Genomic DNA, 13,374 nt, shown 5'->3' with positions numbered 1-13,374 from the left:
CGACGCGACCATGACGCGCTACCTCATCGCCGGCGCTGCCGGCATGCTCGGCCAGGACCTCCAGAAGGCGCTGGCCGGCCGTGACGTGACCGCCCTCTCGCGCGCCGAGCTCGACGTGACCGACCGCGACGCCGTGATCGCGGCGGTCGCCGGGCACGACGTGGTGATCAACGCCTCCGCGTACACCAAGGTCGACGACGCCGAGACGCACGAAGAGCAGGCGTACGCGATCAACGCGCTCGGCACCGAGAACCTCGCCGTCGCGGCCGCGCAGCACGGCGCACGGTTCGTGACGATCTCGACCGACTACGTGTTCGACGGCGAGGCGAGCGAGCCCTACGCCGAGGAGACCCCGCGTGACCCGCTGAACGCCTACGGACGCACCAAGGCCGCGGGCGAGGAGCTCGCGCTGGCCGCCCATCCCGACGGCACCTACGTCGTGCGCACCGCGTGGCTGTACGGCGCCGGAGGCCCCAATTTCGCCAAGACGATGGTGAAGCTCGCCGGCAGCCACGAGACCGTGAGCGTCGTCGCCGACCAGGTCGGCCAGCCCACCTGGACCGGCGACCTCGCGGCCCAGCTCGTCAAGCTGCTCGACGCCGAGGCGCCCGCCGGCATCTATCACGGCACCAACTCCGGCACGGCCAGCTGGTTCGAGTTCGCCAAGGCCGTCTTCAGCCAGGCCGGATTAGACCCTGATAGGGTCACGCCGACCGACAGCTCCTCGTTCGTCCGGCCCGCCAAGCGGCCGTCGTACTCGGTGCTCGGTCACGGGGCCTGGGCGTCCGCCGGGCTCGAGCCCATGCGGGCATGGCAGGACGCACTCGCCGACGCGGCGCGACACGGAGTATTGGAGACGGATGACAACGCTCAGAGTGGTGGTCGATGAGCTGATCGGCGACGCTCCCGGCGGCCACCGCCGCTACACCGAGGAGCTCACCCGACAGCTGATCGCGACCGCTCCCCCGGGCTGCGAGGTCCAGGGCTACGTCTCCAACGTCTCCGACGACCAGCTCGCGGAGCTGCACGGCCGCCTTCCCGGCCTGTCGGCGCTGCACCGCCTGCCGGTGGCCCGGCGGGAGCTCATGGTCGCATGGCAGTCCGGCCTGGCGCTGGGCGGCCTCCGCGGCATGGTCCACTCGCCGACCCTGCTCGCCCCGCTGCGCAAGCACGACCGCGCCGAGGGCGACCAGTACGCGGTCACCCTCCACGACACCATCGCCTGGAGCCACCCGGAGAGCCTCGGCACCCCGGTCGCCCTGTGGACGAAGTCCATGGCCAAGCGCGCCCGCAAGCACGCCGACGCCGTGGTCGTGCCGACCCACGCGGTCGCCGACCGGCTCTCGGAGGTGCTCGACTTCGGCGACCGCATCCGCGTCATCGGCGGCGCCCCCGCCACCGCGCTGCGCCTGCCGCCCGACGCGGACGAGCGCGCCGAACGGCTCGAGCTGCCCGAGGAGTACGCGCTCACGCTCGGCTCGATCATGCCGCGCAAGGGGCTGGCGCCGTTGATCCGGGCGATGGCCCGCCCGGAGGTGCACGGGATCCCGCTGCTCATCGCCGGGCCCGACCGCTACGGCGACGGGAGCGCGACCGGCGTCGCCGCGGCCACCGGGCTCCCCGAAGACCGGGTGCGCGCTCTCGGCCAGCTCGACGACGCCGATCTCGCGGTCGTGCTCGACCGGGCGACGCTGTTCGTCTTCCCGAGCCTCGTCGAGGGGTTCGGCCTGCCGATCGTCGAGGCGTTCAAGTTCGGCCTCCCGGTCATCCACTCCGACGACCCCGCGCTGGTGGAGGTGGCTGCGGGCGCCTCGCTCGTGGTTCCGCGACCGAGCGACTCCGAGCCGGCGGACGACGAGGGCTACACCGAGCGCCTGGCCGCCGCGATCGGACGCGTGCTCGACGATTCGGAGCTGCGTACCCGGCTCAGCGTCCTCGCCGCCGACCGCGCCCGCGCGTTCTCGTGGCGGGACTCGGCCGAGCGGGTCTGGCAGCTGCACGCCGATCTCTGACCACCGCTACCGACACCGACCCACACCGACCTCCATCCGTCCGACGACCTCCCACGCGCTCTCATGACCTCTCCCGCCCTCCTGCGCCCCACCGGCCGCCTCACCTCGCTCGACGGGGTGCGCGGCGTCGCCGCCCTCGTGGTGCTGGCGCACCACGTCTCGCTGCTCTACGCCCCGATCGCCTCCACCTACATCTGGGGCAGCGGGCCGACGCCGCACGCGGGCTCGGTGTCGTGGTGGCTGAGCTACACGCCGCTGAAGCTGTTCACCGCGGGCCCGGAGGCGGTCATGGTGTTCTTCGTGCTGAGCGGCCTCGTGCTCACGCTGCCGGTGCTGCGACCCCGGCCGTTCGATTGGATGGCGTACTTCCCGCGCCGGCTGGTGCGCATCGGCCTGCCGGTGGTCGCGTCCATCCTGTTCGCGACCGCTCTGGCCCTCCTGGTCCCACAGATCCCGCGGCTCGCGGTGAGCGCCTGGGTCGCCTCCACGAGCGTGAACCCGGTGACGTTCGAGCGGTTCATGTCCGTGCTCGATCCGACCGTGTTCGACTTCGGGCTCAACAACCCGTTGTGGTCGCTGTACTACGAGATGATCTTCTCGGTGACGCTGCCGCTGTTCATCGGCCTCGCGCTCCTGCTGAAGCGCTGGTGGCCGCTGGGCCTCGCCGCCGCCGTGGCCTCGGTCGCGATCGGCCTGAACGCGGTGGCGGGCGGCTTCCACTACCTCCCCGCGTTCTTCGTCGGCGCGCTGGCAGCGGTGCTGCTCGGGCGCATCCACGGCCTCGGCGAGCGCATCAACGGCTGGCGCGCCGGGTGGCTGCTGTGGATCGCGGTGCTCGTGGTGTCCCTCCTGCTGCTGATCGGCCCATGGCTGTTCCCCACCGCGTACCAGCCGTTCCGGGTGGTCCTGGCGGGCTTCCAGCCGGTGGCCGCGCTCGGCATCGTCCTGGTGTGCCTGGAGTGGGCGCCGTTGTCGAACCTGCTGTCGCGGCAGCCGTTCGCGTGGGCCGGCAAGGTCTCGTTCAGCCTGTACCTCGTGCACGTGCCGATCATCCTCACGATGAGCTACCTGCTGCGCGGGCTGCCGCTGCCGGTCGTCGCCGCGGTGTCCGTGGTGCTCGCGCTCGTCGTCGCGCCGCTGTTCTACACGCTGGTGGAGAAGCGGGCGCACACGCTGTCGAAGCGCGTCGGCGACCTGGTCACGCGCGTGTTCGCCGCACGCTCCGGCGTGCAGGAGCCGGCGCTCGACCGTCAGCCCTGAGCATCGTCAGCCCTGAGCGACGGCGGCGGCCGGATACGTCAGGGTCCCGCCCTCCTGCCGTGCGAACGTGGTCAGTTCGGCCGGACGCGTGGAGTGCGGGCCGAGGATGTCCACCACCTCGGCGCCGCGCACGATCAGCGCGTCCGTGATCAGCCGACGGTGGCAGCGCCACGGCAGCGCCTCGCTGCACATGATCGCCGCCGGGCGCTCCTCGGCGAGCCGCCACAGCTCGTCCAGCCCGTCGCGGAACGCGTGGGTGGCCATGTAGTCCGCGTAGTCGCGGAACGCCTTGACCCGCCAGCCCTCGTTGACCGTCGGCGTTCCGGCCGGCGTGTGCCGGCGTCCGCCGAGGGCCGGCAGCCAGCGGTAGTCGATGTCGGCAGGGAGGGCGGCCTCCACCGCCTCCCTCCCCCACTGCGGAAGCCGACGGGAGCCGGGGAAGCGGCGGACGTCGACCAGCCGCGTGACGCCGTTCTCGCGCAGCAGGTCGGCGACCTCTGCCACGGTCCGGGTGGAGTGCCCGATGGTGTGGACGGTCGTCACCGCTGCGCGGCCGGCTGCTCCTCGCGGCGGGCACTGTGCTCGGCGCGGGCGGGGTGCTCGGCGCGGCCGGGACGCTCGGCCTGCTGCTCGCCGGCCTCCGCGTCCTCCTTCGGGCCGAACCAGGTGGCGTAGCGCTTCGACGCCCAGGCGCCGACCCGCTTCGACCAGCCATGGCTGCGCTGCTCGATCAGCTTCGTGAACGCGATCGAGACGAGCACCGCGAGCGCCATGCCGAACAGGATTCCGGCGATCCACGGCTGCCCGGCGAACAGGTAGACGCTGAAGATCAGGATCGGCACGTGCACGAGGTACAGGCTGAACGAGATGGTTCCGGTGAACTGCACCGGCCGCGTCTCGAGCACCTTACGCAGCGGGCTCCAGCCGAGGGCCGAGAGCACCAGGCCGCCGGCGGCGAGCGGGACCAGGCCCCGGAGGGCGAAGTGCAGCTCCTTCATGTCCGCGATCGACGGGCCGACCAGCCACGGCGCGATCAGGAGCATGGCGCTGCCGAGCGCCACCGTGCCCCAGAGCAGGTGGCGGTACCAGCGGGCGTTGATCCGTTCCGCCACGTTGCGCACGGCCTCCAGACGGACCGCGATGACAGCGCCGACGAAGAAGGCGGGCAGGTACTCCAGCTCGCCCGACCCGGCGCGCGCGCCCAGCCAGGTGATCGCGCAGGCGGCGAGGAGGCCGCCGATCCACCACTTGCGGACGGCGAGCGCGGCCACCGCGAAGACGGGGAGCAGGAGCGAGAAGACGAGCTCCCAGCGCAGCGACCACAGCGGGTTGTTGATCTGGCCGTCGCCGCCGAGCAGGTCTATCGCGGTGACGATCTTCTCCCAGCCGAAGTTCGGCGTGGACGAGTTGCTGAGCCAGGTGCCGTCGGGCTGCATCGAGCGCTGCGGGATCGCGGCGACCCACACCGCCGCGAGCAGCACGGACGCGATCACCGGCACCATGAGCCGCACGACGCGGCGCGGGAAGTAGGCGACCCAGTCGAAGCCGCGGTGCCGGATCACCGGCAGCGTCACGACCAGGCCGGAGAGCACGAAGAACACGATCACCGACTCCACGCCGGCGCTCGCGAGCTTGAGGGGCGTGTAGCTGATCCACCACATCGCCGAGCCGAAGGGGGCGTCGCCGCCGCCCGGGGCGCCGGGGAACGCCGGATTCGTGTAGAGGGCGTGGTGGAACAGGACGACCACGGCGGCGAGTCCGCGGAGGCCGTCGAGCGCCGCCAGCCGGGTTCCGCCTGTGCGCGTACTCGTCGTCTTCTCTGCCACGGTTCCACCTGTACCCGTCATAGGTCCGGCAGAATACGGGGTTGACCTCCCAGCCTCCTGTGACCTATTAGAGGGTCACCTGGGCGTGCTGCCGCCTACTTCGAGGTCGGCGTGGGTGTCGCGGGGGCGAGCGCCTGCTTCACGAGCTGGTGGATCTGCGTGTAGTCGGGGTCGGTCGGGTCGATCGTCGGCGGCACCAGCTCCAGCTGTCCGACGGGCAGTTTGCGGGTCTTCATGCCGAGGTCGACGAAGTAGCCGAGCATCGACTGCGGGATGTCCGTCTTCATCACCTGGGCGCCCGCCTTGGCGATGTCCTGGAACTTGGAGACGACGTTCACCGGGTTGACCTGCTTGAGGATCGCGTCCTGCAGCTGGCGCTGGCGTGCCATCCGGTCGTAGTCGCTGGAGCCGTGCCGGGCGCGGGCGTACCACTGGGCGTGGTAGCCGTCGAGGTGGCGCTGACCGGGCTCGATCCACTCCACGACGCCGTTGAGGTTCTCGTCGCCGCCGATCGGGATCCGGTCGCTGACCGTGATGTCGACGCCGCCGAGCGCGTCGATCAGGTCGGCGAAGCCCTGCATGTCGATGAGGACGTAGTACTGGATGGTCAGGCCGGTGGCGCCCTCCAGCGCGTCCCGCATGGCCTCGATGCCGGGCTCGCTGCCCTTCTTCTCGGCGTTCGGGTAGAGGTCGCCCTTGTAGAGCTGCACCTCGGTGTAGATGGAGTTGAGCTGGCACACGTCGACGTCGCAGCGGTCCTCGTAGCCGTAGCCGTCCGGGTACAGCTCGTGCATCGGCGACTTCGCGCTGAACGGCACCGGGTCGAGGTCGCGGGGCAGGCCGATGGTGACGGCCTTGCCGGTGGAGGCGTCGATGCTGACGACCGACATGCTGTCGGGTCGCAGACCCTCCCGATCGGGGCCCGCGTCTCCGCCGAGCAGCATGATGTTGTACCGGCCGTCGACGGGAGGCTCGGACGGCCCCGCCGAGAAGATGTCGCCGAGCGCGCCGCGCGCCGACCCGGCGACGACCGACGCGTATCCTGCCGTGCCGGTGATCCCGACGAGCACGAGCACCGCGAAGGCGGCGATCCAGCCCCGGGCGTTCGGCCGCGCCTTCACGAGGCGGACGAGCCGGAGCGTGTCGAGCGTGAGCACGATCCAGAGCACCACGTACAGCGTCAGCAGCACCTGCACCGCGGTGAGGCTGCCGGCCTGGGTGAAGAACGTGTAGATCGCCGACGGCGCGACGAGGTAGGTGAGCAGGGCGACGATCGCGAGCAGCCACAGCAGCAGTGTGGCGACCAGCCCGATGCGGCCGAGCCGGCGGTTGCCCGCGACGAGCTGTGCCGAACCTGGCAGCAGGATGTTGAGCGCGACGAGCCACCAGCCGCGCCGCGTCATCAGCGGTGCGGAGGACGCGTCGGGGTGGCGGAGCGGTGTGGCAGCGGTGCTCATAGTCTGTCGTCGCTCACAGCTTGGCGTGCAGGGCCCGGTTCTTCTCCTCGACGCTCGCGGCCAGATCGGCGGCGAAACGCTCGAGGGCGGCGGAGAGGGCCGGGTCGGCGGTGGCGAGGATCTTGACGGCGAGCAGCCCGGCGTTGCGCGCCCCGCCGATCGACACGGTCGCGACCGGCACACCAGCCGGCATCTGCACGATCGACAGCAGCGAGTCGAGCCCGTCGAGCCGCGCGAGCGGCACGGGAACGCCGATGACGGGGAGGGTGGTGACCGCCGCGAGCATGCCGGGCAGGTGCGCGGCTCCCCCGGCTCCGGCGATGATCACCCGGACACCGCGGCCGGCGGCCTCCTGCCCGAACGCGATCATCTTCTCGGGCGTGCGGTGCGCCGACACGACCTCCACCTCGTGCGCGACGCCGAACTCGCTGAGCACCCGCGACGCCTCCTCCATCACCGACCAGTCGGAGTCCGACCCCATGACGACGGAGACGAGCGGCGACGCAGTGCCGATGGATGAGCTGTCGGAGGCGGTACTGGCGGGCATGTGCACCATGCTAGGGGCGCGACACGCCGCGGGCGGGGAAGGCACGCCCGGGGGTGGTGCACGGTCTCGCCAGTGATCGGTTTAGGTGGTTTGTGCGTCTTTTTGGGTGCCGGCCGGGCCGGCTTGCGGGTTCCCCCCTCGCCGGACACTTCTGTACATTCTCTCATACGTGAAATTCTTCATATAGGGAGGAAATATGAGAGTCGTCCGCCACCGAAGCCTACTTCTGATCGCCGTTCTGCTCACGCTGATTCCTGCGACCATCGCGTCGGGCGAGTCGGCGCACGCGGACAGCGCAACGTCCGCGCCAGGTCTCATGCCGGACGGATCGCTGGACCCGGCGACCTTCGAGGGTCCGCTCCTCGTGGCGCTTCCCTCGGGTTCCGAAGTGATGGCCGTCGTCGCAGCCGGAGAGGCAGCATCCGTCGCAGCGGAGATCAGGGCTGCCGATGCGGCTGGCGACCTGTCCCGTCATGTTGTACAAACTCGTGCCGCAGGCTGCGGTGTCAAGGTCCGCTAAGTGGCGGGTATCGGTGGGACGTGGTTCACCAGCGTCCAGGGGTGCGCGGTATTCGGGTACCCGGGATACCAGCGCGAGTACTACTGGGAGAACGCTTCGGACGTGACGCTGTGCACGAAGGGGAAGGGCTTCAACGCGAGCCAAGCGGCCGTGTGGCACTCCACCGGATGCGGTAACGGCGATGCATACCGCGTCCCGTGGGGCAATGTCCTCGCGTACACGCAGATGCAGGGCATGTCGTCCTCGTGGGCGACCGGGGCAGCATACCTGTGGCGGGCATGACGATGAGGAGCGTGATCGATGTCCGGCGTCCGCTCCGACCCCGCCTGGTCCTGACGTGGGGAATCGCACTCATACTCGGAGGCGTCGCCCTCGAAGTCCTGCTGCCCGCGATCGGTGCCGCGATCGCGACCGCTAGGCCGTCCAGCGCGATGGATCAGGATCTTCTGCTCGCCCTCGATCTGGCGGCCCGGCTGGTCCGCCTGCTCGTCGCGCCGGTGGGCGCGGCCCTGATCGGGGCCTCCCTCGTCATGTTCTTCCTGGCACCGCTCGTCGAGCGAGCCGACCTCCCGATCGGCTCGCGAGACTGACGCCCCTCACCCCTCGAAGAACGCCGCCGCCGCCCGCGCCCGGTACACGACGTCGTCGAGGTCCGCCCCCGCGACGGTGACGTGCCCGACCTTGCGGCCGGGGCGCGGGGCCTTCCCGTAGCCGTGGAACTTGGCCTCGGGATGCGCGGCGAGCGCGGCCGGGTAGCGGTCCTGCAGGGTGCCCTCGGCCGGGCCGCCGAGCACGTTGACCATGACCGACCAGTCCGCGCGGGGCTCCGTCGCGCCGAGCGGGAGGTCGAGGACGGCACGGAGGTGCTGCTCGAACTGGCTCGTCACGGCTCCCTCGATCGACCAGTGGCCGCTGTTGTGGGGGCGCATCGCGAGCTCGTTGATCAGCACGCGGCCGTCGTCGGTCTCGAACATCTCCACGGCCAGCACGCCGGTGACGCCGAGCCCGTCCGCGACGCGGCGCGCGATGTCGGCGGCGACCTCCGCCACGCGGCCCGTCGAGCCGGGGGCGGGCGCGATGACCTCCGCGCAGACGCCGTCGCGCTGGATCGTCTCCACCACCGGCCACGCCGCGATCTCGCCGGAGGGGCGGCGGGCCACCAGCTGCGCGAGCTCGCGGCGGAACGGCACCAGCTCCTCCACCAGCAGTGCGCCGCCGCGGCCGTCCTCGGCGAGCGCCAGGAACCAGTCGTCGGCCTCGGCCGGCTCGCTCACCACGCGGACGCCCTTGCCGTCGTAGCCGCCGCGCGCCGTCTTCACGACCGCGCGGCCGCCGTGGTCGGCGAGGAACGCGGCGAGCTGGTCCGCATCCTCCACCGCGGCCCAATCGGGCACGGGGAGGCCGAGCTCGGTGAGCTTCGCCCGCATCTGCAGCTTGTCCTGGGCGTAGAGCAGCGCGTCGGGGCCGGGGTGCACGGCGACGCCGCGGGCGACCAGCTCGCGCAGGATCGCCGGCGGCACGTGCTCGTGGTCGAAGGTGACCACGTCGACGGTCTCGGCGAAGGCGAGCACGGTGTCGAGGTCGCGGTAGTCGCCGACGCCGGTCGCCGCGATCTCGGCGCTCATGCCCTCGGCCTCCTCGAGCACCTTGATATCGATGCCGAGCTCGATCGCCGGAGGGATCATCATCCTGGCCAGCTGCCCGCCGCCGATCACTCCCACAGTCGTCCGCGCCATCCGCCGCTCGTCTCCTCGATGCTCTTCAACTCTTCATGGTGTGCGTGGGCAACTCCCAGCCACCGGAAACCCCGCTCGCGTAGTGTGACGAGCGCATCACCCATCTTTCCCCATTCCTCTGGCTGGAGCATGTCGACAGAGAGTCCCGTCCCCTCGCGCACGGCGCGGCTCCTCCCGCAGCTGATGAAGTTCGGCGCGGTGGGGGCGCTGGGATTCGTCGTCAACCTGGTGGTCTTCAACGCCCTGATGATCACCGTGCTCGCGCACGTGCCGCACCGCAGCCTGTGGGCGACGGGCATCGCGACGGTCGTGGCCATCGCCACCAACTGGGTGGGCAACCGGTACTGGGCGTTCTCCGCGCAGCGGCAGCAGGACACGGTCCGGGAGGGCGTGGAGTTCTTCGCGGTCAGCCTCGCCGGCATGGTCATCCCGCTCGTGTGCGTCTGGGTGTCGCACTACCTGCTCGGCTTCACGTCGCTGCTGGCGGACAACATCGCCAACAACATCGTCGGACTCGCGCTCGGCACGCTGTTCCGGTTCGCGTTCTACCGCTGGTGGGTCTTCTCGCCCGCGCGTGCCCAGCGTGCACGGGCCGCGCGGCAGCCGGCTCCGGTCGAGCGGCCGACGCAGCTAGCGGGAGCCCCAGACGGTGGTCTCGTCGGAGACTGACTCCGACTGCTGCCGGCGGAACCCGACCACGTTCTGCCCGTGATCCATCAGTTCGCTCAGCGCCCGCTGAACCTGGTCGGCCTTCGGCACGTCCTTCAGCACGACGGGATGCTCGAGCGCCGAGTTGATGCGCACGTCCCCCGACCGGAACATGCTCTGCAGCCAGCTGCGGCGCACGCTGACGTCGTAGCCGCGGCTGTGCAGCAGCTCCTGCCGCACCCGCACGAAGAAGCCGTGCCGGATGACGATGCGCCGCGTCGTGATCGTGTAGCGGCGGCTCAACCAGGCCGCCAGCGGCAGCAGGAAGAGCAGGAGGAGCACGGCGGCCGCGGCCGACCACAGCAGCACGATCTCCCACACCTCGTCGAGCCGTCCGGCGAAGTAGCCGACCGCGCCGCTGGCGACGATCAGCGCGAGGCTCGGCCAGAACAGCACACGGGCGTGGGCCCGGAGGCGCGCCACGACCTTCTCCGGGGGCTGGGCGGGCGCACCCTCCGGCGTGTTGCTCATGACTTCATTAATACCGCAGGTGCGTCACGTCACCGGCTGCGACGGCGGTGCGCCCCGCATCCGCGTCCACGAGCAGCCGGCCGTCCCGGTCGAGACCGGCCGCGGTGCCGAGCAGGACGTCGCCGCCCGGCAGCTCCACACGCACCGCGCGGCCGATGGTCTCGCAGGCCTCGGTCACCTGGTCGCGCAGCGCGCTGCGGTCGGGGTCGCCGCCGGCCGCGCCGAACTCGCGGTACAGGGTGGTCAGCTCCACCAGGTACGCGCTCAGCACGGTGTCCGGGTCGGTGGTCGTCGCCCCGGAGAGGGCGAGGGAGGTGGAGGTGCCGGTCGGCAGCTCCTCGCGGTCGAGCGTGAGGTTGACCCCCGCGCCGACCACGATGCCGTCGATGCCGCCGGCGGACGACGGCAGCAGCTCGGTGAGGATGCCGCACACCTTCAGCCCGTCGATGTGCACGTCGTTCGGCCACTTCACCGCGACCCGGCGGCCGCCCTCCTGCTCGACGAGCCCTCCCAGCGCCCTGCTCATCGCGAGACCGGCAAGGAGGGGGAACCAGCCCAGCGACTCCGGCGCGAGTCCGTGCGGCTTCAGCAGCACCGAGATCGCGAGCGCCTTGCCGGGCGGGGACACCCAGACGCGGCCGAGCCTCCCCCTGCCTCCGGTCTGGCTGCGCGTGACCACCACGGACAGGTCGGGGAGGTCGCCGGCGCGGGCGGAGAGGACGTCGTTGGTCGAGCCCGCCTCCGGCAGCGCCTCGAGGACGGGGACGATGGCTCTGCTGCGCGGGAAGTCCGCCGCGGTGGTGTCGTTCACCTGGCCCAGTCTGCCAGCGCAGACCCCGCGATTTGTAGGGTTTCCTCAACGACATGCCCCAACGACTGGCCGGTAGAGTGAACGGCGTGACCGACACCGAAGCACGTCAGACCCCCGATCTCTCCACCACCGCCGGCAAGCTGGCGGACCTCCGGGAGCGGTTCCACGAGGCCGTGACCGCGAGCGGGCAGGCCGCCATCGAGAAGCAGCACGCCAAGGGCAAGCTCACCGCCCGCGAGCGCATCGAGCTGCTGCTCGACCAGGGCTCGTTCGTCGAGTTCGACGAGTTCGTCCGCCACCGCACCCACGCCTTCGGCATGGAGGCGAAGCGCCCGTACGGCGACGCGGTGGTCACCGGCGTCGGCACCATCCACGGCCGCAACGTCGCCGTCTTCAGCCAGGACTTCACCATCTTCGGCGGCTCCCTCGGCGAGGTCGCCGGCGAGAAGATCATCAAGGTCATGGACCACGCGCTGAAGACCGGTGTGCCGATGATCGGCATCCTCGACTCCGGCGGCGCGCGCATCCAGGAGGGCGTGGTCGCGCTCGGCAAGTACGGCGAGATCTTCCGCCGCAACACCGCCGCGTCGGGCGTCATCCCGCAGATCTCCATCGTCATGGGCCCGGCGGCCGGAGGCGCGGTGTACTCCCCCGCGCTCACCGACTTCGTGATCATGGTCGACAAGTCGAGCCACATGTTCGTCACCGGCCCCGACGTCATCAAGACGGTGACCGGAGAGGACGTCGGCTTCGAGGAGCTCGGCGGCGCGCTCACCCACAACAAGGTCTCCGGCGTCTCGCACTACCTCGCCAGCGACGAGGAGGACGCCCTCGACTACGCGCGCTCGCTGCTCAGCTACCTGCCGCAGAACAACCTCGCCGAGCTCCCCGTGTACGAGGCGGAGCCCGAGCTCGAGATCACCGACGCCGACCGCCGCCTCGACACGGTCATCCCCGACTCCCCCAACCAGCCCTACGACGTGAAGACGATCATCGAGGGCATCGTCGACGACGGCGAGTTCCTCGAGGTGCAGCCGCTCTTCGCGCCCAACATCGTGATCGGCTTCGCCCGGGTGGAGGGCCGCTCGGTGGGAATCGTCGCCAACCAGCCCAGCTCCATGGCCGGGACGCTCAACATCGACGCCGGCGAGAAGGCGTCGCGCTTCGTGCGGTTCTGCGACGCCTTCAGCATCCCGATCCTCACCCTCGTCGACGTGCCCGGCTACCTGCCCGGCACCGACCAGGAGTGGACGGGCGTCATCCGCCGCGGCGCCAAGCTGCTGTACGCGTACGCGGAGGCGACCGTGCCGCTGGTCACGATCATCACCCGCAAGGCGTACGGCGGCGCGTACATCGTCATGGGCTCCAAGCAGCTCGGCGCCGACATCAACCTCGCCTGGCCGACCGCCGAGATCGCCGTCATGGGCGGTCAGGGCGCGGTCAACATCCTGTACCGCGGCGAGATCAAGCGCGCGGAGGAGGCCGGGGAGGATGTGGCCGCCGTGCGCACCAAGCTCGCGAACGAGTACACGTACAACGTCGCCAGCCCGTTCCTCGCGGCCGAGCGTGGCGAGCTCGACGGCGTGATCGAGCCGTCGGCGACGCGCGTTTCGGTGATCAAGGCGCTGCGGGCGCTGCGCACCAAGCGCTCCTCCCTGCCGCCCAAGAAGCACGGGAACATCCCGCTGTGAGCGACGCGCCGCTCGACCCGTCGCAGCTCCGGTTCCTCACGCGCGGCGTGACCCCGGAGGAGATCGCCGCGGTCACCGCTGTGCTGACGGCGGCAGCCGCCGAGGCCGCCGCCGCAGCGCGCGCTGCCCGCCCCCAGCACGGCCAGGATGCGTGGGCGCGCAGCCAGCGTCAGCTGCGGCAGCCGCTCACCCCGGGGCCGGGAGCCTGGCGCTCGTTCTCGGCCTGAACCGTACCGTCGACGGGTTGTACCCCGATCGGGGCGTCCCCCGGATGTGGGGCAGGCGGGATTCCGCGAAACGGCGTATCCAGCCGGTTTCGGGGTGTCCCCCTGGTG

At 71.0% G+C, this 13,374-nt stretch carries 14 protein-coding genes; 7 read left to right on the top strand and 7 right to left on the bottom strand.

Annotated features, from left to right (window positions below):
- Positions 1–10 precede the first annotated feature (10 nt).
- The 3 genes from rfbD to P5G50_RS08100 all read left to right on the top strand — a co-directional run bounded on the left by rfbD (position 11) and on the right by P5G50_RS08100 (position 3,272).
- Positions 11–889, top strand: coding sequence for a dTDP-4-dehydrorhamnose reductase (gene rfbD / locus P5G50_RS08110; protein ID WP_301211094.1), 879 nt, complete (start codon positions 11–13; stop codon positions 887–889).
- On the top strand, positions 861–2,012 hold the full coding sequence (locus P5G50_RS08105; RefSeq protein ID WP_301211096.1) for a glycosyltransferase family 4 protein: 1,152 nt from the start codon (positions 861–863) through the stop codon (positions 2,010–2,012). Before rfbD ends, P5G50_RS08105 begins: the two co-directional genes overlap by 29 nt.
- 63 nt (positions 2,013–2,075) lie before the next feature.
- Positions 2,076–3,272 carry an acyltransferase family protein gene (locus P5G50_RS08100; RefSeq protein WP_301211098.1) on the top strand — a complete coding sequence of 399 codons (1,197 nt, stop codon included), beginning with the start codon at positions 2,076–2,078 and terminating at the stop codon, positions 3,270–3,272.
- Between the two features lie 6 nt (positions 3,273–3,278).
- Here P5G50_RS08100 and P5G50_RS08095 read toward each other — a convergent pair whose 3' ends face one another.
- The 4 genes from P5G50_RS08095 to purE all read right to left on the bottom strand — a co-directional run bounded on the left by P5G50_RS08095 (position 3,279) and on the right by purE (position 7,102).
- Positions 3,279–3,815, bottom strand: coding sequence for a DUF488 domain-containing protein (locus tag P5G50_RS08095; RefSeq protein ID WP_301211100.1), 537 nt, complete (start codon positions 3,813–3,815; stop codon positions 3,279–3,281).
- The gene (locus tag P5G50_RS08090) at positions 3,812–5,098 is read right to left on the bottom strand and encodes an acyltransferase family protein (RefSeq protein ID WP_301211102.1); all 1,287 of its coding nucleotides are present in this window, start codon (positions 5,096–5,098) and stop codon (positions 3,812–3,814) included. The genes P5G50_RS08095 and P5G50_RS08090 overlap by 4 nt, the downstream gene beginning before the upstream one ends.
- Positions 5,099–5,193: 95 nt before the next feature.
- Positions 5,194–6,555 (bottom strand): LCP family protein, encoded by a 1,362-nt coding sequence (locus P5G50_RS08085; RefSeq protein ID WP_301211104.1) that lies wholly within the window; start codon positions 6,553–6,555, stop codon positions 5,194–5,196.
- 13 nt (positions 6,556–6,568) lie between these two features.
- Positions 6,569–7,102 (bottom strand): 5-(carboxyamino)imidazole ribonucleotide mutase, encoded by a 534-nt coding sequence (purE, locus tag P5G50_RS08080; RefSeq protein WP_301211105.1) that lies wholly within the window; start codon positions 7,100–7,102, stop codon positions 6,569–6,571.
- Between the two features lie 951 nt (positions 7,103–8,053).
- On the opposite strand from purE, the gene P5G50_RS08075 reads away from it, so the two are divergent.
- Positions 8,054–8,212 (top strand): hypothetical protein, encoded by a 159-nt coding sequence (locus tag P5G50_RS08075; RefSeq protein ID WP_301211108.1) that lies wholly within the window; start codon positions 8,054–8,056, stop codon positions 8,210–8,212.
- Positions 8,213–8,218: 6 nt separating this feature from the next.
- Here P5G50_RS08075 and P5G50_RS08070 read toward each other — a convergent pair whose 3' ends face one another.
- The gene (locus tag P5G50_RS08070) at positions 8,219–9,358 is read right to left on the bottom strand and encodes a 5-(carboxyamino)imidazole ribonucleotide synthase (RefSeq protein ID WP_301211110.1); all 1,140 of its coding nucleotides are present in this window, start codon (positions 9,356–9,358) and stop codon (positions 8,219–8,221) included.
- Between the two features lie 129 nt (positions 9,359–9,487).
- On the opposite strand from P5G50_RS08070, the gene P5G50_RS08065 reads away from it, so the two are divergent.
- Positions 9,488–10,027, top strand: coding sequence for a GtrA family protein (locus tag P5G50_RS08065; protein WP_301211112.1), 540 nt, complete (start codon positions 9,488–9,490; stop codon positions 10,025–10,027).
- On the opposite strand, the gene P5G50_RS08060 is transcribed toward P5G50_RS08065, so the two are convergent.
- Together P5G50_RS08060 and P5G50_RS08055 are read right to left on the bottom strand one after the other, a co-directional pair.
- A complete protein-coding gene (locus P5G50_RS08060; RefSeq protein ID WP_301211115.1) occupies positions 9,989–10,537 on the bottom strand; it encodes a PH domain-containing protein in 549 nt (182 codons plus the stop codon). The genes P5G50_RS08065 and P5G50_RS08060 overlap by 39 nt on opposite strands.
- Positions 10,538–10,544: 7 nt before the next feature.
- Positions 10,545–11,348, bottom strand: a complete 804-nt coding sequence (locus P5G50_RS08055) for a biotin--[acetyl-CoA-carboxylase] ligase (protein ID WP_301211116.1) — start codon at positions 11,346–11,348, stop codon at positions 10,545–10,547.
- Between the two features lie 53 nt (positions 11,349–11,401).
- Here P5G50_RS08055 and P5G50_RS08050 point away from each other — a divergent pair, with 53 nt between their 5' ends.
- Positions 11,402–13,039, top strand: coding sequence for an acyl-CoA carboxylase subunit beta (locus P5G50_RS08050; protein ID WP_301211118.1), 1,638 nt, complete (start codon positions 11,402–11,404; stop codon positions 13,037–13,039).
- Positions 13,036–13,266 (top strand): acyl-CoA carboxylase subunit epsilon, encoded by a 231-nt coding sequence (locus tag P5G50_RS08045; RefSeq protein WP_301211121.1) that lies wholly within the window; start codon positions 13,036–13,038, stop codon positions 13,264–13,266. Before P5G50_RS08050 ends, P5G50_RS08045 begins: the two co-directional genes overlap by 4 nt.
- The last annotated feature ends 108 nt before the right edge of the window (positions 13,267–13,374 follow it).

Origin of the sequence: Leifsonia williamsii, from assembly GCF_030433685.1 — a bacterium.
Classification (GTDB): Bacteria; Actinomycetota; Actinomycetes; order Actinomycetales; family Microbacteriaceae; genus Leifsonia; species Leifsonia williamsii.
The sequence above is the reverse complement of the archived record's forward strand: the minus strand, read 5'-3'. Positions and strand labels throughout refer to the sequence as shown.

Coding starts and splice junctions, on each gene's coding strand:
- purE (WP_301211105.1), bottom strand. CDS start 7,102: ATGCCCGCCAGTACCGCCTCCGACAGCTCATCCATCGGCACTGCGTCG.
- P5G50_RS08105 (WP_301211096.1), top strand. CDS start 861: ATGACAACGCTCAGAGTGGTGGTCGATGAGCTGATCGGCGACGCTCCC.
- P5G50_RS08085 (WP_301211104.1), bottom strand. CDS start 6,555: ATGAGCACCGCTGCCACACCGCTCCGCCACCCCGACGCGTCCTCCGCA.
- P5G50_RS08075 (WP_301211108.1), top strand. CDS start 8,054: ATGGATCAGGATCTTCTGCTCGCCCTCGATCTGGCGGCCCGGCTGGTC.
- P5G50_RS08050 (WP_301211118.1), top strand. CDS start 11,402: ATGCCCCAACGACTGGCCGGTAGAGTGAACGGCGTGACCGACACCGAA.
- rfbD (WP_301211094.1), top strand. CDS start 11: ATGACGCGCTACCTCATCGCCGGCGCTGCCGGCATGCTCGGCCAGGAC.
- P5G50_RS08060 (WP_301211115.1), bottom strand. CDS start 10,537: ATGAGCAACACGCCGGAGGGTGCGCCCGCCCAGCCCCCGGAGAAGGTC.
- P5G50_RS08065 (WP_301211112.1), top strand. CDS start 9,488: ATGTCGACAGAGAGTCCCGTCCCCTCGCGCACGGCGCGGCTCCTCCCG.
- P5G50_RS08070 (WP_301211110.1), bottom strand. CDS start 9,358: ATGGCGCGGACGACTGTGGGAGTGATCGGCGGCGGGCAGCTGGCCAGG.
- P5G50_RS08100 (WP_301211098.1), top strand. CDS start 2,076: ATGACCTCTCCCGCCCTCCTGCGCCCCACCGGCCGCCTCACCTCGCTC.